The organism is Streptomonospora sediminis (genome assembly GCF_054778995.1).
The window spans coordinates 1-20704 of sequence record NZ_BAAGYZ010000045.1 but is presented as its reverse complement, the minus strand read 5'-3'; the positions used below and the strand labels follow the sequence as shown (position 1 = coordinate 20704).

13 protein-coding genes are annotated in these 20704 nt (G+C 70.9%); 10 read left to right on the top strand and 3 right to left on the bottom strand.

Features of this window, described 5'->3' with window-relative positions; genetic code table 11:
• Positions 1–51 precede the first annotated feature (51 nt).
• Positions 52–1272 carry a thioester domain-containing protein gene (locus ACYVD5_RS11285; protein WP_461000932.1) on the bottom strand — a complete coding sequence of 407 codons (1221 nt, stop codon included), beginning with the start codon at positions 1270–1272 and terminating at the stop codon, positions 52–54.
• A 496-nt stretch (positions 1273–1768) separates the two neighbouring features.
• Entirely contained in the window at positions 1769–2998 is a 1230-nt protein-coding gene (locus ACYVD5_RS11280; protein WP_461000931.1) for a thioester domain-containing protein, read from the bottom strand.
• Positions 2999–3570: 572 nt separating this feature from the next.
• Between ACYVD5_RS11280 and gatB the strand changes: the two genes are divergently transcribed.
• From gatB to cimA, 10 genes are all read left to right on the top strand, one after another.
• Entirely contained in the window at positions 3571–5121 is a 1551-nt protein-coding gene (gatB, locus tag ACYVD5_RS11275; RefSeq protein ID WP_461000930.1) for an Asp-tRNA(Asn)/Glu-tRNA(Gln) amidotransferase subunit GatB, read from the top strand.
• A gap of 963 nt (positions 5122–6084) precedes the next feature.
• A complete protein-coding gene (locus ACYVD5_RS11270; RefSeq protein ID WP_461000929.1) occupies positions 6085–8787 on the top strand; it encodes a putative bifunctional diguanylate cyclase/phosphodiesterase in 2703 nt (900 codons plus the stop codon).
• A 290-nt stretch (positions 8788–9077) separates the two neighbouring features.
• Positions 9078–10868 (top strand): acetolactate synthase large subunit, encoded by a 1791-nt coding sequence (locus tag ACYVD5_RS11265; protein ID WP_461000928.1) that lies wholly within the window; start codon positions 9078–9080, stop codon positions 10866–10868.
• A gap of 39 nt (positions 10869–10907) precedes the next feature.
• A complete protein-coding gene (gene ilvN / locus ACYVD5_RS11260; RefSeq protein ID WP_461000927.1) occupies positions 10908–11432 on the top strand; it encodes an acetolactate synthase small subunit in 525 nt (174 codons plus the stop codon).
• Positions 11433–11578: 146 nt separating this feature from the next.
• Positions 11579–12574, top strand: a complete 996-nt coding sequence (gene ilvC / locus ACYVD5_RS11255) for a ketol-acid reductoisomerase (RefSeq protein ID WP_461000926.1) — start codon at positions 11579–11581, stop codon at positions 12572–12574.
• A 358-nt stretch (positions 12575–12932) separates the two neighbouring features.
• Entirely contained in the window at positions 12933–14522 is a 1590-nt protein-coding gene (gene serA / locus ACYVD5_RS11250) for a phosphoglycerate dehydrogenase (RefSeq protein WP_461000925.1), read from the top strand.
• A 592-nt stretch (positions 14523–15114) separates the two neighbouring features.
• Positions 15115–15240: a hypothetical protein gene (locus tag ACYVD5_RS11245; RefSeq protein ID WP_461000924.1), complete on the top strand. Its 126-nt coding sequence runs from the start codon at positions 15115–15117 to the stop codon at positions 15238–15240.
• A gap of 129 nt (positions 15241–15369) precedes the next feature.
• A complete protein-coding gene (locus ACYVD5_RS11240; protein ID WP_461000923.1) occupies positions 15370–16434 on the top strand; it encodes a 3-isopropylmalate dehydrogenase in 1065 nt (354 codons plus the stop codon).
• 303 nt (positions 16435–16737) lie between these two features.
• The gene (locus ACYVD5_RS11235) at positions 16738–17856 is read left to right on the top strand and encodes a branched-chain amino acid aminotransferase (protein ID WP_461000922.1); all 1119 of its coding nucleotides are present in this window, start codon (positions 16738–16740) and stop codon (positions 17854–17856) included.
• A 455-nt stretch (positions 17857–18311) separates the two neighbouring features.
• Positions 18312–19919 carry a citramalate synthase gene (gene cimA, locus ACYVD5_RS11230; protein WP_461000921.1) on the top strand — a complete coding sequence of 536 codons (1608 nt, stop codon included), beginning with the start codon at positions 18312–18314 and terminating at the stop codon, positions 19917–19919.
• Between the two features lie 45 nt (positions 19920–19964).
• Here the strand turns inward: cimA and ACYVD5_RS11225 are convergent.
• The coding region (locus tag ACYVD5_RS11225) for a DUF3152 domain-containing protein (protein ID WP_461000920.1) at positions 19965–20704 on the bottom strand (740 nt) is incomplete at its 5' end.

Genomic DNA, 20704 nt, shown 5'->3' with positions numbered 1-20704 from the left:
CGGGCGCAGTGCGCTATCCGGCCCCGTTGCCCGGGGCGGGTCCTCGGCGGACTAGCTCACCGAGGAGGAGCTGCGGCGCTTGCGGCTGAGGTACATCACCGCTCCGCCGGCGGCCAGTGCGGCGACCGCTGCGGCGACCAGGCCGCCCAGGGCGGCACCGGTGACCGGCAGGCCCTCGTCGTCCTCATCGGAGGCGGCGGGGGGAGCCGAGGGGCTCTCGCTCGGGGTGGGCTTGGTGTCCGGGGTCTCGCTGGGAGACGGGGACGGGCTTTCCTCGGGGGTCTCTTCCGGGGTCTCGCTCGGCGAGGGCGACGGGCTGGGCTTGCTGCCCTCGGACCAGCTGACCTGCACACCGGCGTCGGCGGAGACCTTGCCGGACTCGGCGGTGATGAGGGTCTGGGTGGCCTTCTTGCCGTCGAGGCCCTTGAACAGGCGGCCCATGTGCAGCTCGGTGGAGATCGATGCGGAGACGCCGGCCCGGCCGGCGGCGGCGTCCTCGGGGACCGCCACGCCGAACTTGGCGCCGTTGGCGAGCTCGCCGGTGATCTCTTCGCCGTTTTCGGGGTTCACGAGCTTGACGCCCTCGGGGCCGGACAGCTTCACCGGCACGCTCTGGGCGCTGGTCTCAAGGGTGAACTTGCCGACGGTCTCGCCCGCCTTGCCCTCGGCGGAGGCCGGGCTGATGCTCAGCGAGATGTCGGGCTCGGTGGTCTGCGGCTCCTCTTCGGCGTTTGCGACGAGGTAGTCGTAGAGCTTCTTGACCTCGGCGTCGTTCTGCCCGCCCAGGTCGACGTCGTTGCTGAAGTGCCAGATGGCGGCCTGGGTGCCGGCAACGGCGTCGCGCTGGTCCAGCCCTGCGGCGCCGCTCTGTTCGGCGAGCGCGGCGACATCCACGGTCGGGAAGCTGTTCTGCAGCACCCAGTGGACCTTGGCCGGCTCGGCGAAGTCGCCCTTGCCGGGGTAGTTCTCCCAGGCGTCCTCTTCGTACGCGGCACCGCTGCGGATGTCGGTCTCGAAGTCGATGCAGTAGGTCTTGAGGACCGTGCCGTCGTCGAGCTTGAGCTTGAAGAGGTTCGTGCCGACCTTTTCGCCACCGATGTTGACGTTGTGGCCGCCCTCGGCGTTGCCGACGTACTTGCCGCCGATGCCTTCAGCGGCGGCGGGCGCGGCCGTGAGGCCGAAGGCGAGGGTGGCGGCCGCGGCGGTGGCCGCGAACTTGGTGGCCGCACTGGTGCGGCGCGCAGCTGACAGGGGGTGACTCGTTATGCTCAAATCGTGTCCCGGTGAGATTAGGGGAAACCGGACAGTGCTGTTTTCCCAGCTGGGGATGCGAACAGCAGAACAGCGATCGGCCGAGGGGCAGGGCGCCCACGGACGCCGTCGGGTGATGCGGTGCTCGGCCGATGGTCGATCAGCCGCCCTGGGGGCGTGTACATCGATCGCCGAGGACGGTAGCGGGGGGCCGCGACGGCGATTTCTCGACTACCGCACCGCCAGATACTAGCGACCCATTTCCGGGCTTCCAACCTGGTTCGCCAAATTAGTAGAAATCTGTTCTGTACTGTCCATTATTCGCAACCTCTGGGACGCCTGCGGTTGCGGGGGTGGCGGCATCCGCGTAACTGCAGTCCGGCCGGTCGACCGGACCTTCCGGCCATCCCACGGCGAAAAATAGCTGCGCGCCGCTGACCAGGGAAAGAAACGCATAGAAGTGGCCGAAACCGGTCACGGTGTCATCCGGGCGGGGTTCCGAAGCGACGCCGTGCCGTCACGGAGAGCCGCGGCGCCTGGCCAGGTACAGCAGTACGGCGCCGACCGTGAGCAACACAACTCCCGCAATAAGGATGGTCCCCAACCAGGTTCCGGTCTGCGCCAGGTGGTCCTCAGGGCGGCGGTCGTCGGCGACGACGACCCCTTCGGCAGAGGCGCTCGGCGAGCCCCCGGCCGCAGTGCCGGCGCCGGCCGGCGGCGCGGGAGTCTGCGTTGGGGCACCGCCGGACCCGCCGCCGTTGGATCCCGGTTCGGACGGGGCGGGACGCTGCTCGGCCGCCGCCGAAGGCTCCGGCGCTTCCTCGCGCACCCAGTCGACCTTGACCTCGGCGGTGGCCGCGGCAAGCGTGCCATCGGCCACCACCAGCGGCTGGGTCTGCACCCCGTTCTTGCCCGCGAACAGCCGGCCCGGCCGCACCGGGGCGGAGGCGGCCCGGGCGTGGACCGTGGCAACGCCCGCCGGGGTTTCGGGCGGCAGCCGCAGGAAGAACTCCTCACCGTCGCCGACCCGCTCGACCTCGGTGCCGTCCGCGTCGGTGAGCCGCCCTTGCGCGGCGCCGCGCACCCACACCCCCACCGGCTCGGCCGAGGTGGTGCGCACGGTCAGCGGTCCGATGGGCGCAGCGGGGTCGGCGCCCTCGATGCGCCGCGGATCCAGCGCCAGCGCGGCCCCGGGTTCGGCGCCCGTTCCCTGCCGGGCGCCGGCCAGCAGGTAGGTGTAGAGCTTGCGGGTCGCCGGAGCGTTGCCGCCGCCGCGGCGCGCGGTCCGGTCCAGTTCCACGCCGTTGGTGTGGTGCCAGACCGCGGCCTGGGTGGCGGCGATCGCCTGCGCCCGGGTCAGCCCGCCGGCCCCGCTGACCCGGCGCAACCGTTCCAGGTCGACCTGCGGGAAGGAGTGGGCGGTGATCCAGTTCAGCGCGGCCGGGGCCCCGGCGTGTGCCTGCGGCGCCGCGCCGGTCGCCCACGAGGTCTCGGTGTAGGCGGCCTCGCGGTTGACATCGGCGCTGATGTCGGCGCAGTAGGCGTGCACCGCAGCGCCCTGCGAGACCGTGAGCCGGTACAGGGAGGTCTCGGCGGCGCCGCCGCCCGCCAGGTGGATGGTGGCCCCGCGTTCGGGTTCGGGTGCGATCCGCGACAGGTCGGCGGCCGCGGCAGGCGCGGATGCACCGGCCGCCAGCGCGATCGCGGCACCGGCAGCGGCGATGAACCGGCGCAGGAATCCGGACATGCGGACGCTCCCTCCCCGAAGTGCGGGCCGGTGCGGAACCGGGGCGGGCACGGGCCGAAAAGGACAAGGACGCGCCTGCCGGTCGACCTGCTCGAATCAAGCCACAGATTAACGCTGGAGTGCCGCTGCAGCCTGGGGTGTGCCACGACCCGACGTCGAATCGTGTGCATGCTGTGACATACCGGGTCTGCCGCGTAACGGCCCCCGCCCAAGGCGGTGGTGCCGGGGCCGCGGGCACGCCCCGGCGGCCGGTTGCGGCGGCCCGCTCGCGGCCCGCGCGGCAGCGTCCGTCCGTCGGCGGCCCGGCAGTGCCCGCAGCGCCCGCACGTGCTGCGCTTGCGCCCGCCGGCCGCCGGTATCGCCCGTTCGCCGGCACCTGCCCGGCGGTGGCGGGTGTCCCGGCTGCTCCGCGCTCATCGGTAGGCTGGCGGAAGTGGCCCGCGACCTGCTGACCGCGGGAAGCGGCGCACCCTGTCGGTTCCGCACTGCGGAACCTCGGTGATGCTGGACGAGTTCGGGGCCATCCCGCCCGGTGCGGGGCCCCTTCGGATACGGAAACAGGTTGTGCGGCGATGGTTGGCGCGGTAACGAGTACCTCTGCCACGAGCGGTGACAGTCCGGCCCCCGTGGCCTTCGACGACGCCATGCGCTCCTACGAGCCGGTGCTCGGGCTTGAGACCCATGTCGAGCTCGGCACGGCCTCGAAGATGTTCTGCTCCTGCGCCACGGCATTCGGCGCCGAACCCAACACCCAGGTGTGCCCGGTGTGCCTGGCGCTGCCGGGTTCGCTGCCGGTGGTCAACGGCACGGCGGTCGAGAGCGCGATCCGGCTCGGGCTCGCGCTGAACTGCTCGGTGGCCCCGTGGTCGCGCTTCGCGCGCAAGAACTACTACTACCCCGACATGCCGAAGAACTACCAGATCTCCCAGTACGACGAGCCGCTGTGCTCCGACGGCTACCTCGACGTCACCGTCGACACGCCCGACGGCCCGCGCGAGTTCCGCGTCGGGATCGAGCGCGTGCACATGGAGGAGGACACCGGCAAGACCGCCCACATGGGCGGCACCACCGGACGCATCCACGGCGCCGAGTACTCCATCGTCGACTACAACCGCGCCGGCATCCCGCTGCTGGAGATCGTCACCCGGCCGGTCGAGCACACCGGCGAACTGGCGCCGCAGGTGGCCCGCGCCTATGCCACCGAGCTGCGCGACCTGGTCCGCTCGCTGGGAATCTCCGACGTGCGGATGGAAGAGGGGTCGCTGCGCTGCGACGTCAACGTCTCCCTGATGCCGCACGGCGCCCAGGAGTGGGGCAACCGCAGTGAGACCAAGAACGTGAACTCGCTGCGCTCGGTCGAGCGCGCCGTGCGCTCGGAGATCGAGCGCCAGGCCGGCGTGCTCAACGCCGGGCTGCGCGTGGTCCAGGAGACCCGCCACTTCCAGGAGAACACCGGATCCTCCGTTCCGGGCCGCAGCAAGGAAGAGGCCCAGGACTACCGCTACTTCCCCGACCCCGACCTCGTGCCGGTGGCGCCCGGCGCGGAGTGGATCGAGGAGCTGCGCGGGGGGCTGCCCGAACTGCCCGCGGCCAAGCGCGCGCGCGTCAAGGCCGAATGGGACCTGTCCGACGAAGAGCTGCGCGACCTGGTCAACGCCGAGGCGATCGAACTCGTCGCCGCCACGGTCGAAGCCGGGGCCTCGGCCGCCGATGCCCGCAAGTGGTGGCTCAACGAGCTTTCGCGCCGGGCGACCGAATCCGACGTTGAGTTGGCCGCGCTGGCCATCACGCCCGAGCAGGTCGCCCGGGTGGCGGCGCTGGTGGCCGAAGGCACGCTCACCAACAAGCTCGCCCGCCAGGTCGTCGAGGGCGTGCTGGCCGGCGAGGGCGGACCCGACGAAGTTGTCGAGGCGCGCGGCCTGAAGGTCGTCAGCGACGACTCGGCGCTGGGCGGGGCCGTGGACCAGGCCATCGCCGACAACCCCGACGCCGCCGAGAAGGTCCGGGGCGGCAAGGTGGCCGCAGCGGGCGCACTCGTCGGCGCGGTGATGAAGGCCACCCGCGGCCAGGCCGACGCCGGCCGCGCACGCGAACTGATCCTGCAGCGCCTGGGCGCCCAGTAGTACCCGCCGCCGGTCACCGGCCGCCTGCCGCTCGCCGCCGCGCACCGAGCGGCGCGGCCGGCACACCCGCCCCGTCGGCCGTGCGGGGCGGGTGCGCGGGCGGCGCCCGTCCCGCACGGCCGGGCGGGGCTGGTCCGCCACGCGCCCGCTACCCTGTGTACCGGCGGTCGGCAGCGGTTGCCCGCGGACCGGCAACGCTGCGGCGCGCCCGCAGCGGGGGAGGCGTTGCACACGCACGGTCCGGTGGGTGTGCGCTCGAACAGCGGGCATGAGTAGGCGTAATCACATACGGTGACCATGTCGTCGCCGTCTCTCTGCTGCATCTCTATCTCAGCGTGACCTTGGGTGACTAGCCTGATCGGGCGGGAAACCGACAGACATGCACCCGCGCGGCTCGGTCCTCCGGCGGCGTACCCCATTCGCTCTCCGGATCGGCCGGCGGGTGCCGCGGGACCCAGGACCCTGCCGGCGGGCCTACCCATCGCCGAGGCCCCGGGAAGCGTCCGCAGGTGCCGGTATCGGCGCCGAGGCCGCGCCTTACGGGGCGGATGCGGCCGTCGCGTCGGCCGTGCGGGAGGAGGACCCCTTCGTTGACCGCTCCGCCAGACGCGCCGACGACCGGATACCCCGCCCGCCGGGCCATCCGCGCCAACGGTGCCGACGGCGCCGCAGCACAGGCCGCCCGCGGCCGCGGCGCCGATCCTCGGCAGCGGGCATACGACCGCCCGGCGGGGGTGGCGCGGTGGGGGCGCGCCGCACACATCCCCCGACCATCCCCCAGCTCCGCCCCGATGGGCCGCACCGGCCCGCACGAATCGCACGGGGCACGCATTCCGGAAGGAGGCGGGTGCCTTCGCCGCGGCCGCTGCGCCGCAGCCGAAGCGCCCAACCAGTGATGACCACGGTCGCAGCGGTGGGATCCGCCGCCCTCGCGGCCTTCAGCGCACGCCTGGGAGCGCGGCGATGAAGGCCGATTCACGTATCTGGCTGGGAGCCATCGTCGCCTTCGCGCTCATCTACGCGCTGGGCTCGCTCGTCGGTGTCGGCGAAGTCTCGCTGACCGCCTGGCTGGGCTCCTGGCCGCCCGCCGTGGCCGCGGCCGCCGCGGCCGGGTCGCTGCTCTACGCCGCGCGCCGCAGGGCCGCCTCCGCCGCCGACAGCGACGCCAACGCCGACGGCGCCGATGGCGCCGACGCGCTGCGCCTGCTCGGATTCGCAGCGCTGGCCTGGAGCAGCGGGGCGCTGGTCTATGCCGTCACCGGGCTGCTCAGCACCAACGCAGCGGTTAGCTTGAGTTTCGGCGACCTGTTCTCGCTGGTGGCCCTGCCGCTGTTCGTACTTGGATTCACCCGGTTCGCTCCGCTTCCGCGCGGGTTCCGGCCGGTGATCCGGCATATGACCGACAGTTACGTGTGCGCCGCCGCGCTGTTCGCGGTCGTGTGGCTGCTGCTGTTCGCGCCGCTCTACAGCGAACTCGGCGACGGTGGGGAGTTCCTCGCCTTTGCCCTTGTCTACCCGGTGGCCGACATCGTGGTGCTGTGCCTGCTGGCGCCGCTGGTGTTCACCTCGCCGCACAGCACGCGCCGCGGTGTGCTGCTGGCCGTCGGGGCCTTCGTCATCATCTGCGGTGCCGATCTCATCGGCGCGGTCACGCGGTTGACCGGGGTGCTGCCCGCGGGCGGCATCGAGTACCCGGTGCGGTTCCTCGGTTTCGCCCTGCTGGGCAGCCTGCCGTGGCTGATCCGCGACCGGGCGGCCACCCGGCCGCGCAGGATCACCGGGCGGGGGCTCTACCGGTTCGCTCCCGAGATCGCGGCCTTCGGCGCGCTGTTCGTCGCCGCGATCGTGCTGACCATCGGCGCGCTGCAGGTCGACGGCCTGGCGCCGGTGCTGCCGCTGGCGGCGGGCTCGGCGGTGCTCGTACTGCTGGTGCGGATGAGCGGGCTGCTGGAGGAGAACGCCACCCTGTCGCGGATGGTGCACACCCGCGAACAGCACTTCCACGAGCTCGCCAAAAACAGCGGCGACGTCATCCTCATCCTGGACTTCGACGGCCGGATCTTCTACGTCAGCCCGGGCGCGGCCGAGGCGTTCGGGTACCGCCTCGACGACCTGCTGAGCGAGCCGATCACCGCGATCGTGCACCCCGAGGACCTGCCGCGGGTGCCCGCCGCCATGGAGTCGTTCACCCGCGAGGGCGGCGAAGGCATCCACCTGCGGCTGCGGGTACGTGCCGGCGACGGCACCTGGCGCCACACCGAGTCCACCGCTTCGCTGTACGAGCAGCCCTCCGAACCCGACCGGCTGCTGGTCACCACCCGCGACATCAGCGCCCAGGTGGCGCTGGAGGACCAGGTCAACCACCTGACCTTCCACGACGGCATCACCGGTCTGCCCAACCGGGCCTACCTGGAGGAACGGGCGCGCGAGGTACTGGTGCGGCGCGAACGTGCCGGTGCGCAGGGCGAGGTCGCCGCGATCTTCCTGGACCTCGACGGGTTCACCGCGGTCAACGACTCCGCCGGGCACACCTTCGGCGACTACCTGCTGGCGCAGGCGGGCCGGCGGCTGCGCGGCACCACCGACTCCGGCATCACCCTGGCTCGCTGGGGCGGCGACGAGTTCGCCGTGCTGATCGAGTACAGCGCCCACGCCCAGCAGGTGGTCGACCTGGCCGAACGGCTGGTGCGGGTGATCAGCGCCGAACCCTTCCAGGTGGCCGACCGCGAGGTCGTGCTTTCGGCCAGCGCCGGGTTGGCCTTTGCCGAGTCCGGTATGGAGAGCGGCGAGCTGCTGCGCAACGCCGACATGGCGATGGCCCGGGCCAAGGAGGCCGCCGGCGGCGGCAGGCTGGAGATCTACGCCGCGCACATGCACGCCCAGGTGGTGGGACGCCTGGAGCTGCAGACCGAGCTGCGCCAGGCGCTGGCCAACGGCGAGTTCGTGCTGGAGTACCAGCCGGTGGTCGACTTGGAAAGCTCCCAGGTCACCGCGGTCGAGGCGCTGGTGCGCTGGCAGCACGGCGACGACCGGGTGCTGCCCGAGGGCTTCATCGGCCCTGCCGAGGAGTCGGGCCTGATCGTGCCGCTGGGGGAGTGGATCCTGCGCGAAGCCTGCGAGAAGGTCGCGATCTGGCGGGCCTCGGATTGGGACATCGCGCTTTCGGTGAACCTGTCCGTAAAGCAGATCCTTGCGCCGCGCTTTGTCGAGTCCGTTGCCGGGGCCCTGGCCGATAGCGGCCTTTCGGCCGAAGTGCTGACCATGGAGGTCGACGAGGAGGTCCTGCTGGAGGACCAGGGCGAGGCCGTGGAACGCCTGGCCCAACTCCGGCGGCTGGGCGTGCGCCTGGCCATCGACGACTTCGGTATGGGCTATGCGTCGCTGGCGCACCTGCGCGAACTCCGGGTCGACACCATCAAGATCGACCCGTCGTTCATCCGCGATCTGGGGACCGACGGCACCGTCACGCTGCTGACCCACACCATCATCCGGCTCGGCCAGGATCTGGGCGTCCAAGTGGTGGCCGAAGGCATCGAGCGCGGCGAGCAGCTCGAACAGCTGCGCTCGATGGGCTGCGGCCACGGCCAGGGGTTCCTGGTGGCCCGGCCCATGGCCGCCGAAGGGGTCGAGGCCCTTGTCGGCGGCGAGGCCGGCATCCCGCTGTAACGGCTTGCGCGGCCGGCCCCGCGCCGGCCCGGCCGGGGTGGCCACCGCACCTTGCGGCCGCCGCGGCGGTCCACGCGGCAGTCGCATGCTGAACTTTTTTTCTCAAATGGTGAGACAGAATTGCGTTTCAGTTGACGGGCGGACACCCGCTCGTCCATCGTTATGGATGTGCAGAGCAACTTCCTGATCCTCGTACTTGGTCGGCGCGCAGCCAGCTGACCAGGCCACTCGCTGCGCGCTCCCTCCAACCGCTTCGCGGTGGGGGGTTTTTTGTTGCTCAAGCACATCCGATGACGAGCCCTCTCCGAAGGAACTTTGTGATGACCGAGCACATGACCGGAGCCCAAGCGCTCATCAGGTCACTGGAGCATGCCGGTGTCGACGTGGTTTTCGGGCTCCCCGGCGGGGCGATCCTTCCCGCCTACGATCCCCTCTACGACTCGGCCAACGTGCGGCACATCCTGATGCGCCACGAGCAGGGCGCCGGCCATGCGGCCGAGGGTTACGCCTACGCCACCGGGCGCCCGGGCGTGTGCATCGTCACCAGCGGGCCCGGTGCCACCAACCTCGTAACGCCGCTTGCCGACGCACACATGGACTCGGTGCCGCTCGTCGCCATCACCGGCCAGGTCGCGACCCCCCTCATCGGCACCGACGGATTCCAAGAAGCCGACATCTGCGGCATCACGATGCCCATCACCAAACACAACTACCTGGTCAAACGCGCCGAGGACATCCCCCGCACCATCGCCGAGGCCTTCCACATCGCCTCGACGGGGCGCCCCGGCCCGGTGCTCGTCGACATCGCCAAGGACGCGCTGCAGACATCCACCGCCTTCTCCTGGCCGCAGCGGCTCGACATGCCCGGCTACCGCCCCGTCACCAAACCGCACGGCAAACAGGTGCGCGAGGCCGCGCGGATGATCGCCGAGGCCCGGCGCCCCGTCCTCTACGCGGGCGGCGGCGTGCTGCGCTCCGGCGCCGCCCAGGAGCTGCGCGTGCTGGCCGAGCTGACCGGCGTGCCGGTGACCACCACGCTCATGGCGCGCGGCATCTTCCCCGACAGCCACCCGCAGAACCTCGGCATGCCCGGCATGCACGGGACCGTCGCGGCCGTGGGCTCGCTGCAGCAGGCCGACCTGATCGTGGCCCTGGGCGCCCGCTTCGACGACCGGGTCACCGGCAAGCTCGACTCCTTTGCCCCGGACGCCAAAATCGTGCACGCCGACATCGACCCCGCCGAGATCTCCAAGAACCGCCACGCCGACGTCCCGATCGTCGGCGACTGCCGCGAGGTCCTCGCCGACCTGGTCGTGGCGGTGCGCAACGACCAGGCGGCCGGCCGCCAGGGCGACTACACCTCCTGGTGGGCCCAGCTCGACCGGCTGCGCGAGGTCTACCCGCTGGGCTACGACGACGCCGACGACGGCTCCCTGTCGCCGCAGAAGGTCATCCAGCGCCTGGGCGAGCTCGTCGGCCCCGACGCCGCCTACGTCGCCGGTGTCGGCCAGCACCAGATGTGGGCCGCTCAGTTCATCGGCTACGAGAAGCCCGGATCCTTCATCAACTCCGGCGGCCTGGGCACCATGGGATTCTCCGTGCCGGCCGCCGTGGGCGCCAAGATGGGCGACCCCGACCGCACCGTGTGGGCCATCGACGGCGACGGCTGCTTCCAGATGACCAACCAGGAGCTGGCCACCGCCGCCATCGAGGGCATCCCGATCAAGGTGGCCGTCATCAACAACGGCAACCTCGGCATGGTCCGCCAGTGGCAGACCCTCTACTACGACGGCCGCTACTCCAACACCGACCTGCAAACGGCGCCGCGCGACGAGAAGGTCCGCGTTCCCGACTTCGTGCGCCTGGCGGAGGCGTACGGTTGTGTTGGGCTGCGCTGCGAACGAGCCGAGGACATCGACGCCACCATCGAAAAGGCGATGGCCATCGATGACGCCCCGGTGGTCGTGGACTTCTCCGTCAACCCCGACGCGATGGTCTGGCCCATGGTCGGCCCCGGTATCAGCAACGACCACATCCAGTACGCGCGCGACATGGCGCCGGACTGGGACAACGAGGACTAGAGGACCAGCGGCCAGGCGCAGGAAGGCGAAGACGTCACAATGACCCAGCACACCCTTTCCGTCCTCGTGGAAGACACCCCCGGCATCCTCGCCCGGACATCGGCGCTGTTCTCGCGGCGCGGGTTCAACATCAACTCGCTCAGCGTCAGCACCACCGAGTACGAGGGCCTGTCCCGCATGACGATCGTGGTCAACTGCGACCGCCACCCCTTGGAGCAGGTGACCAAGCAGCTCAACAAGCTCGTGAACGTCATCAAGATCGTCGAAATGGACAACGACGCCTCGGTCCGCAGGGAGCTCCTGCTGGCCAAGGTCAAAGCCGACGCCGCGAGCCGCGCCGCCGTCATCCAGACGGCGGAGCTGTTCCGCGCCAACATCGTCGACGTCGGGCCCGACGTCGTGGTGATCGAGGCCACCGGCAAACCCGAGAAACTGGATGCGCTGGTGCGCAACCTTGAACCGTTCGGCATCAAGGAACTGGTGAAATCGGGCCTGGTCGCACTGGGCCGCGGCCCCCGGTCCATCACCGACCGCTCACTGCGCGCGGTAGAGCGCAGCGCGTGAGCCTCCGGCACGGTCGGCGCCCACAAGGCGCCGTGCGCCGGAGAGAGGTTCCGCAGGCGCCGCGCGGCTCCCGCAGCGGCGCCTGCCCCGCACGCAACGACACGTGCAGTGACACAGACACCCACACACGCAAGGAGTAGGCCGAAGTGGCAGCAGAGATGTACTACGACGACGCCGCGGACCTCAACATCATCCAGGGGCGCACGGTAGCCGTGATCGGTTACGGCAGCCAGGGGCACGCGCACGCGCTGTCGCTGCGCGACTCCGGCGTGGACGTGCGCATCGGCCTCGCCGAGGGCTCCAAGAGCCGCCAGAAGGCCGAAGAGGCCGGGCTGCGCGTGGTCACCCCCGCCGAGGCCGCCCGCGAAGCCGACCTCATCGTCATCCTGGTCCCCGACCACATCCACCGCGACCTCTACAACGACGAGATCGCCCCCAACCTCGACGACGGCGACACGCTGGTCTTCGGCCACGGCTTCAGCATCCGCTACGGCCTCATCCAGCCGCCGGCCAACGTCGACGTCGCGATGATCGCGCCCAAGGGCCCCGGCCACCTGGTGCGCCGCCAGTTCGAAGAGGGCCGCGGAGTGCCGGTGCTGGTCGCCGTCGAGCAGGACGCCTCGGGTTCGGCCTGGGACCTCGCGCTCTCCTACGCCAAGGGCATCGGCGGCACCCGCGCCGGCGCGCTCAAGACCACCTTCACCGAAGAGACCGAGACCGACCTCTTCGGCGAGCAGACCGTTCTCTGCGGCGGCCTGTCCGAGCTGATCAAGGCCGGGTTCACCACGCTCACCGAGGCCGGTTACCAGCCCGAGGTCGCCTACTTCGAGTGCCTGCACGAGGTCAAGCTCATCGTCGACCTCATGTACGAGGGCGGCATCTCCAAGATGAACTGGTCGGTCTCCGACAACGCCGAGTACGGCGGCTACACCCGCGGCCCGCGCATCGTCACCGAGCAGACCCGCGAGGAGATGCGCCGCGTGCTCGCCGAGATCCAGGACGGCACCTACGCCCGCGAGATGGTGGCCGAGTTCGACGCCGGCCGGCCCAACTTCCTCAAGCGCCGCGAGGCCGAGCAGGGCGAGCCCATCGAGAAGGTGGGCGCCGAACTCCGCCCGCTGATGAGCTGGCTGCAGGGCTGAACCCGAGCGTGAACCATGAGCGCGCACCCACCCGCCGGGCCGGCGGGCGGGTGCGCGCATCCGTTTGCGGCGCACCGGGCGAACCGGCCGGGCCGACCGGGCTGAGCGGCCGGCCGTCCAGCCGGGTCCGGGCCATCCGGGGCCGTGACCGCCCCGGATGGCCCCGCGGCCGCCCTCGCCTTTGTATCGTTCCTGGTCAGAGCGCTTGGATTCCGCGTTACGGGACCCTTTCCGACTTCGAATCCCACTCGCGCACTAGACTTTTCGAGGCCGTCACATCCGAACGAGCCCCACCGATGTGGGAAAGGACCAGCCGCGATCGCGCGGCCACGCCGCAACCCGAATAAGGAAGCAAGCTGTGCCTAAGCCCTCCGTTCTCGTCGCGGAAGAACTCTCCCCAGCCGGTCTTGCGCTGCTGGAAGGCGACTTCGATGTCCGCCACGCCAACGGCGCCGACCGTTCCGAGCTGCTGCCGGCGCTCGCCGACGTCGACGCCCTGATCGTCCGCAGCGCGACCAAGGTCGACGCCGAAGCACTGGCCGCCGCCCCGCGGCTCAAGGTCGTGGCACGTGCCGGGGTGGGGCTGGACAACGTCGACGTCGACGCGTCGACGAAGGCCGGCGTCCTCGTCGTCAACGCTCCCACCTCCAACATCATCAGCGCCGCCGAGCAGGCCATCAACCTGCTCCTGGCGACCTCCCGCAACACCGCACCCGCCCACAACGCCCTGATCAACGGCGAGTGGAAGCGCTCCAAGTACACGGGCGTGGAGGTCTACGACAAGACGGTGGGCATTGTGGGGCTCGGCCGGATCGGCGCGCTGGTCGCACAGCGGCTCGCGGCGTTCGGCACGCACATCATCGCCTACGACCCGTTCGTGCAGCCCACGCGCGCCGCCCAGATCGGCGTCGAGATGGTCACCCTCGACGAACTGCTGGAGCGCAGCGACTACATCACCATCCACCTGCCCAAGAACAAGGACACCATCGGCCTCATCGGCGACGAGGCGCTGTCCAAGGTCAAGCCGAGCGTGCGCGTCATCAACGCCGCGCGCGGCGGCATCCTGAACGAGGACGCGCTCTACCGGGCCGTCAAGGACGGGCGCGTGGCCGGGGCGGGCATCGACGTGTGGGCCTCCGAGCCCTGCACCGACAGCCCGCTGTTCGAGTTCGAGAGCGTGGTCGTGGCTCCCCACCTGGGCGCCAGCACCGAGGAGGCCCAGGAGAAGGCCGGCACCCAGGTCGCGCGGTCGGTGAAACTGGCGCTGTCGGGCGAGTTCGTTCCCGACGCCGTCAACGTGCAGGGCGGCGCGGTGGCCGAGGAGCTCAAGCCGGGCCTGCCGCTGACCGAGAAGCTGGGCCGCATCTTCACGTCGCTGGCCCAAGGCGTCGCCGACCGCATCGACATCGAGGTCCGCGGCGAGATCGCCGCCCACGACGTCAAGGTGCTGGAACTGGCCGCGCTCAAGGGTGTCTTCGGCGACGTGGTCGAAGAAGCCGTGACCTTCGTCAACGCGCCGCTGCTGGCCAAGGAGCGCGGCGTCGAGGTGAACCTGGTCACCAGCGAGGACCACTCCGACTGGCGCAACCTGATCACCGTGCGCGGGCTGATGCCCGACGGCCAGCGGGTGTCGGTATCGGGCACGCTGTCGGGCCCGCGCCACCACGAGAAGCTGGTCGAGATCAACCGCTACACCATGGAGATCCCGGTCAGCGCGCACATGGCGTTCCTGTCCTACAACGACCGCCCCGGCATCGTGGGCAAGGTCGGCGCCCTGCTCGGCGAGGCGCAGATCAATATCGCCGGCATGCAGGTCAGCCGGGACACCGAGGGCGGCACGGCGCTGATCACGCTGACCGTCGACTCCGCGATTCCCGACGCCACCCTGGAGTCGATCTCCGCCGAGATCAACGCGTCGCAGTCCCGCCAGGTCGACCTGGAGGACTGACACCTTTCCCAGCGGCGGCGGCCGCCCCTGCCCGAATAGAGGGGTGCCGCACTGCCGCGATACCGCGCTGAGGGCCGTCCGCATCCGTGCGGACGGCCCTCAGCGGCTTTTCGGGGTTGCGGTCGGTGTGCCGGGTGGAGGCTGCGGGCGGCTGGCGGGATAGTCGGACGTCCGATAGTCTGTCGTCCTAAGAGTTGACCGCAGTGCAGCATTTGCCGCTGCCGACTCCTTCCTGCGGCCCGCCCGGCACACCGGGGGCCGCGGCCCTTGGCACCACCTCCGCCCGGGAACTCCGCGCACGCCTGCCCGCCTTTGCTCGCCCGGCGTGCACACCGCCGCGCACCCGCCCGATCCGGGCCGGTACCGCATTAGCCGCACGGCCTGCGCTGCCCGCGTGGCGCGGCAGCTGCGCGGCTCGCCGCCTTGCGGCACCAGCGGCACGATCGCCGCACCCCGCCGGCGCCGCAGCGCCCTAGTACGCCAATACCGCAGTACCCGGTACCCGGCAGCAAGCAGGTACCCCGGCATCCGAGGATCCGAGCGCTCCCGGCGGTTCCGCCGCAGCGCCGGCCACCGCCATTGGAGGACCGCCATGTACGACATGTACGACACCACGCCCGCACCCGCCGGCGCCGAGGCCGCCGAAACGGCCGAGGCCGTCCAAGCGGTCCAGGTCGCACTGGACCGCCGCGACAACGGGGGCCCGGCGGGGCGCTAGTCTTGTCTCACTGACCGTTTTTCTGGTCTCACCATGTGAGAGATGCCGGGTCCGCGCGCGGACATTTCCGGTACCGCCCTCGGTTGAGACCGGTCCACGACCTAGAGCAGAGTAGAGGCTGGGCTGCTAATGGCTGCGCGCACCGTGAAGTTGGCCGTCATCCCCGGCGACGGGATCGGCCCCGAGGTGGTCGCCGAAGGACTCAAGGTCCTCTCCGCTGCGGCGGAGCCCGGGATCGCCTTCGACACCACCGAGTACGAACTCGGCGCCCGCCGGTGGCACGCCACCGGCGAGACGCTGCCCGACTCGGTCGAGGCGGAGCTGCGCGGCCACGAGGCCATCCTGCTCGGCGCGGTGGGCGACCCCAGCGTGCCCAGCGGCGTGCTTGAGCGCGGCCTGCTGCTGCGGCTGCGCTTCGCCTTCTCGCACTACGTCAACCTGCGCCCGGTGCGCCTGTACCCGGGCGTGACCACGCCGCTGGCCGGGGTGCAGCCCGAGGACATGGACATGCTCGTCGTCCGCGAGGGGACCGAAGGCCCCTACGCCGGAATGGGCGGGGTGCTGCGCAAGGGCACGCCCGGCGAGATCGCCACGCAGGACAGCGTCAACACCCGCTTCGGCGTGGAGCGCGTGGTGCGGTTCGCGTTCGCCAAGGCCGCCGAGCGGCCGCGCAAGAAGCTCACCCTGGTGCACAAGGACAACGTGTTGACCTTCGCCGGCGAGCTGTGGCAGCGCGTGGTGCGCGAGGTCGGCGCCGAATACCCCGAGGTCGCCGTCGACTACTCCCACGTCGACGCGGCCACCATGTTCTTTGTGACCCAGCCCCAGCGCTTCGACGTCGTGGTCACCGACAACCTCTTCGGTGACATCATCACCGACCTCGGCGCAGCGGTGGCCGGCGGCATCGGGCTGGCCGCCAGCGGCAACATCAACCCCGAGAACGACTTCCCGAGCATGTTCGAGCCCGTGCACGGTTCGGCGCCCGACATCGCCGGGCAGGGCAAGTCCGACCCCACCGCCACCGTGCTGTCGGCGGCTATCATGCTCGACCACCTCGGTCTGGGCACCGCGGCGCGCAAGGTCGAGCAGGCCGTGGCCGAAGACCTCCAGGCCCGGGCCAAGAACGGGGGCGACGACCGCTCCACATCCGCCATCGGCGACGACATCGCCGAGCGAGTAGCCGTGCAGGGCTGAGCGCGCGGCGCCTCGGCCCTGCTGATTGCGGATCGGCGCGGCTGAGGCGGACGGACATGCGCTCGTCCACGTTGCAGCGGGCGCGCCGGTTCACGGCGCGCCCGCTGTGCGTTCTACCGCCCGCCGGCACCGCCACCACCACCGCCACCACCCCTACCACCGCTCACGCCGCACTGTTTCGCGGTGAACGCGGCCGGTGCGCGGCCTATGGCGCGGTATGGCCGCGGGCGCGTCGTTTCCGTCACACTGGAATCCGGGGCGGCATTGCTGCCGCCCCGCTGTACGGAGAGGACCTGACCACCTATGAACAGCAGCACCACCACAAGCGGGTTGACGTTCGACGTCCAGCTCTCGGCTCAGCGGAAGACCCCGCAGGAGCGTGCGCAACTGCTGGACAATCCCGGGTTCGGCACCGTGTTCACCGACCACATGGTCAGCATCGACTACACCGAGGGCAAAGGCTGGCACGACGCCCGGCTGGAGCCTTACGGGCCGCTTACGCTGGATCCGGCCACGGCGGCCCTGCACTATGCCCAGGAGATATTCGAGGGCCTGAAGGCCTACCGGCACCCGGCCGGCGAGGTTGCGTGTTTCCGGCCCGGTGCCAACGCAGCGCGGCTCAACCGCAGCGCCCGCCGCATGGCAATGCCCGAACTGCCCGAGGAACTGTTCCTCGGCGCCATCGAGACCCTGCTCCAGCACGACTCCGAGTGGATCCCCACCCAGCCCAACAGCAGCCTGTACCTGCGGCCGTTCATGTTCGCGACCGACGTCGGACTCGGGGTCAACCACCCCTCGCGCAGCTACCGGTTCGTGGTCATCGCCTCGCCATCGGGGCCCTACTTCTCCGGCGGCATCAAGCCGGTGACGGTGTGGCTGAGCGAGGACTACACGCGCGCGGCGCCCGGCGGCACCGGCGAGGCCAAGTTCGCCGGCAACTACGCATCCAGCTTCGTCGCCCAGACCCAGGCGGTCGAGCAGGGGTGCGACCAGGTGGTCTGGCTCGATGCCAAGGAGCACCGCTGGGTCGAGGAGATGGGCGGGATGAACCTGTTCTTCGTCTTCGGCTCGGGCGACGAGGCGAGATTGCTCACCCCGGCGCTCACCGGCACGCTCCTGCCCGGCATCACGCGCGACTCCCTGCTGACCCTGGGCCCCGAACTCGGATTTGCCACTGAGGAAGGCGCCGTCTCAACCGACGAATGGCGCCGCGCGGCCCAATCCGGCGAACTCACCGAGGTTTTCGCGTGCGGCACCGCCGCGGTGATCACCCCGGTCGGGCACGTCAAGGGCAGCACCGGCGAGTTCACCATCGGCGACGGCGACGCCGGCCCGGTCACGATGGGGCTGCGCGAGGAACTGGTCGCCCTGCAGTACGGCACCCGCCCCGACACCCACGGCTGGGTGCACACGTTCGGCTGATCCGGCCGGCTCTTCGGGTTCCCGGCGCTGCGGCGCCGGCCTGCCCGCCTGCCCGCCTGCTCGCCTTGCCCTGCGCGGCGCCGGGCAAGGCGGGCAGGCCACCAGGCCCGCCGCCTGGCCGCCAGGTGGCAGGCGCATCGGGCAACCGGCCCGGTTGGGCCGCCGCCCGGCTGAGGGATGGTTTGCCCTACTCGGCCGATTTCGCGTTTTCCCAGGGCAGCGGCATGCCAGCACGCACACCGTCTCATTAAACGAGATGGCTGTGTCAGATGGCTGAACTTCGCTGCGATCTTATGGCACACTGAAAACGTGCCGTCTCAGGTGATCATTATCGCGAGGCGCGCTGGCTGAACCGGACCTCGCCAGCGCGCTGACCTCTCGTGTCCACGAGGGGTCTTTTTTATTTGCCGGCGAGGGCCGCCACCAAGACCGCATCCACACCGGGGAGTCCGCCCATGCCTGACGACAGTTTCCACGTCTTCGACACCACGCTGCGCGACGGCGCCCAGCGTGAGGGCATCAACCTGACCGTTGCCGACAAGCTCGCCATCGCCAAGCTGCTCGACGAGTTCGGCGTGCGTTTCATCGAAGGCGGCTGGCCCGGGGCGAACCCCAAGGACACCGAGTTCTTCCAGCGCGCTTCACAAGAGCTCGCGCTGGAGCATGCGCAACTTTCCGCGTTCGGCGCGACCCGCCGGGCGGGAGTGCGGGCGGCCGACGATCCCCAGGTCGCCGCGTTGCGCGAATCGGGGGCGCCGGTCGTCACTCTGGTGGCCAAGAGTGACGGCCGGCACGTCGAACGGGCCCTGCGCACCACCGGCGCGGAGAACCTGGCGATGATCGCCGACACGGTCGCCCACCTGCGCGAAAACGGGCAGCGCGTGTTCCTCGACTGCGAGCACTTCTTCGACGGCTACGGCCACGACCCCGACTACGCCACCAGTGTCGTGCGCACCGCGGCCGAAGCCGGAGCCGACGTCGTCGTGCTCTGCGACACCAACGGCGGGATGCTGCCGGCCGACATCACCCGCATCGTCACCGAGGTCGCCGCGGCCACCGGCGCGCGGCTGGGCATCCACGCCCAGGACGACGGCGAATGCGCCGTCGCCAACACGCTCGCGGCCGTCGGCGCCGGAGCCACCCACGTCCAGTGCACCGCCAACGGCTACGGCGAACGGGTCGGCAACGCCAACCTGTTCTCGGTGGTCGGTGCCCTGGTCCTCAAACAGGGCCGCGACGTGCTCCCGGAGAACTGCCTGGCCCGGATGACCCGTGTCTCCCAGGCCATCGCCGAGATCGTGAACATCGCGCCCGCCACCCACCAGCCCTACGTCGGCGTGTCGGCCTTTGCGCACAAGGCCGGGCTGCACGCCTCGGCGATCAAGGTCGACCCCGACCTGTACCAGCACATCGATCCGGCACTGGTCGGCGGCGGCATGCGGATGCTGGTGTCGGACATGGCCGGCCGCGCCTCCATCGAGCTGAAGGCCAAGGAACTGGGCTTCGACCTGTCCAACGACCGCGAGCTGGTGGGCCGCGTCGTCGACCGGGTCAAGAGCCTGGAGCTGAGCGGCTACAGCTTCGAGGCGGCCGACGCCTCACTGGACCTGCTGCTGCGCGAAGAGCTGGACCGCCCGGTGAGCTACTTCGAGACCGAGTCCTGGCGGGTGATCTCCGAGCGGCGCACCCCCGGCGGCGGTGCCGCGGACGGCGCCGTTGACGCGGTCAGCGAGGCCACCGTCAAACTGCAGGTCAAAGGCGAGCGGGTGATCGCCACGGCCGAGGGCAACGGCCCGGTCAACGCGCTCGACCGGGCGCTGCGCAGCGCCATGGAGGGTGTCTACACCGCGCTGGCCGGGCTGGAGCTGACCGACTACAAGGTCCGCATCCTTGAGGGGAACTCGGGCACCGGCGCCGTCACCCGCATCCTGGTCACCTTCAGCGACGGCCGCGGCGAGTGGACCACGGTGGGGGTCGGCGAGAACGTCATCGACGCCTCCTGGATCGCCCTGAAGGACGCGATGGCCTACGGCCTGCTGCGCCAGGGCTACCCGCAGAACTGAACGCGCCGCCCGGTGCCCGCACCCGCGCGCCGGGGGAGCGGCCGATCAGTTCTGCACCCACCCGTTGGGCTCGCAGCCCTGCAGGCCGAAGGTCTGCTGCTGCATGACCGGTGCCGGTTCTCCCTTGCCGGGGCAGGAGACGTGGCCGCGGCCCAGCGCGTGGCCGACCTCGTGGTTGACGACATAGATCCGGTAGGTGCGCAGGTCGCCGCCGAAGTGCGGCACGCCCGAGACCCACCGGTTCTGGTTGATGACCGCCCGGCCGCCGGTGGTGCAGGAGACCCGGCCCATGGTCTTCAACGGCGCGCACAGCCGGTCGACGGTTTCGGGTGCGGCCAGGGCGACCCGGAAGTCCACGGGTTCCTCGTCCACGCGCTGCATCGACAGGCCCTGCGCACCGCGCCAGCTCCGCCGGTCGCCGAGGATCTGCTCGACGGCGTCGGCAAAGTCGGCGGCCTTGCCGGGCAGATCCTGCTCGACCTCGACGAGGTAGCGCCGCAACGCGCCGTCGCCGGCGGCGGCGCTTTCGCCGGGGACGACCTCCAGTTCGCCGCCGGCCTGTTTCACCTCGTCCTCGACCGAACGCATGATCGCGGGCAGGCTCCCCGCCCCGCCGCCCGGCGACCCGGGCGGCGCGGACCGCTGCGGCTTAGGGCTCTGCCGGGTGTCCTGCTGCGAGTCGCCGGAAGTGCCGCCGCCGCTGCCGCCGGTCGGCTGCGGGCGATCGCGGCCGTCCTCGGCGGCCTGCGGCGCCGCGGCGGTGGCCGCGCCGCCGCCGTCCGGGG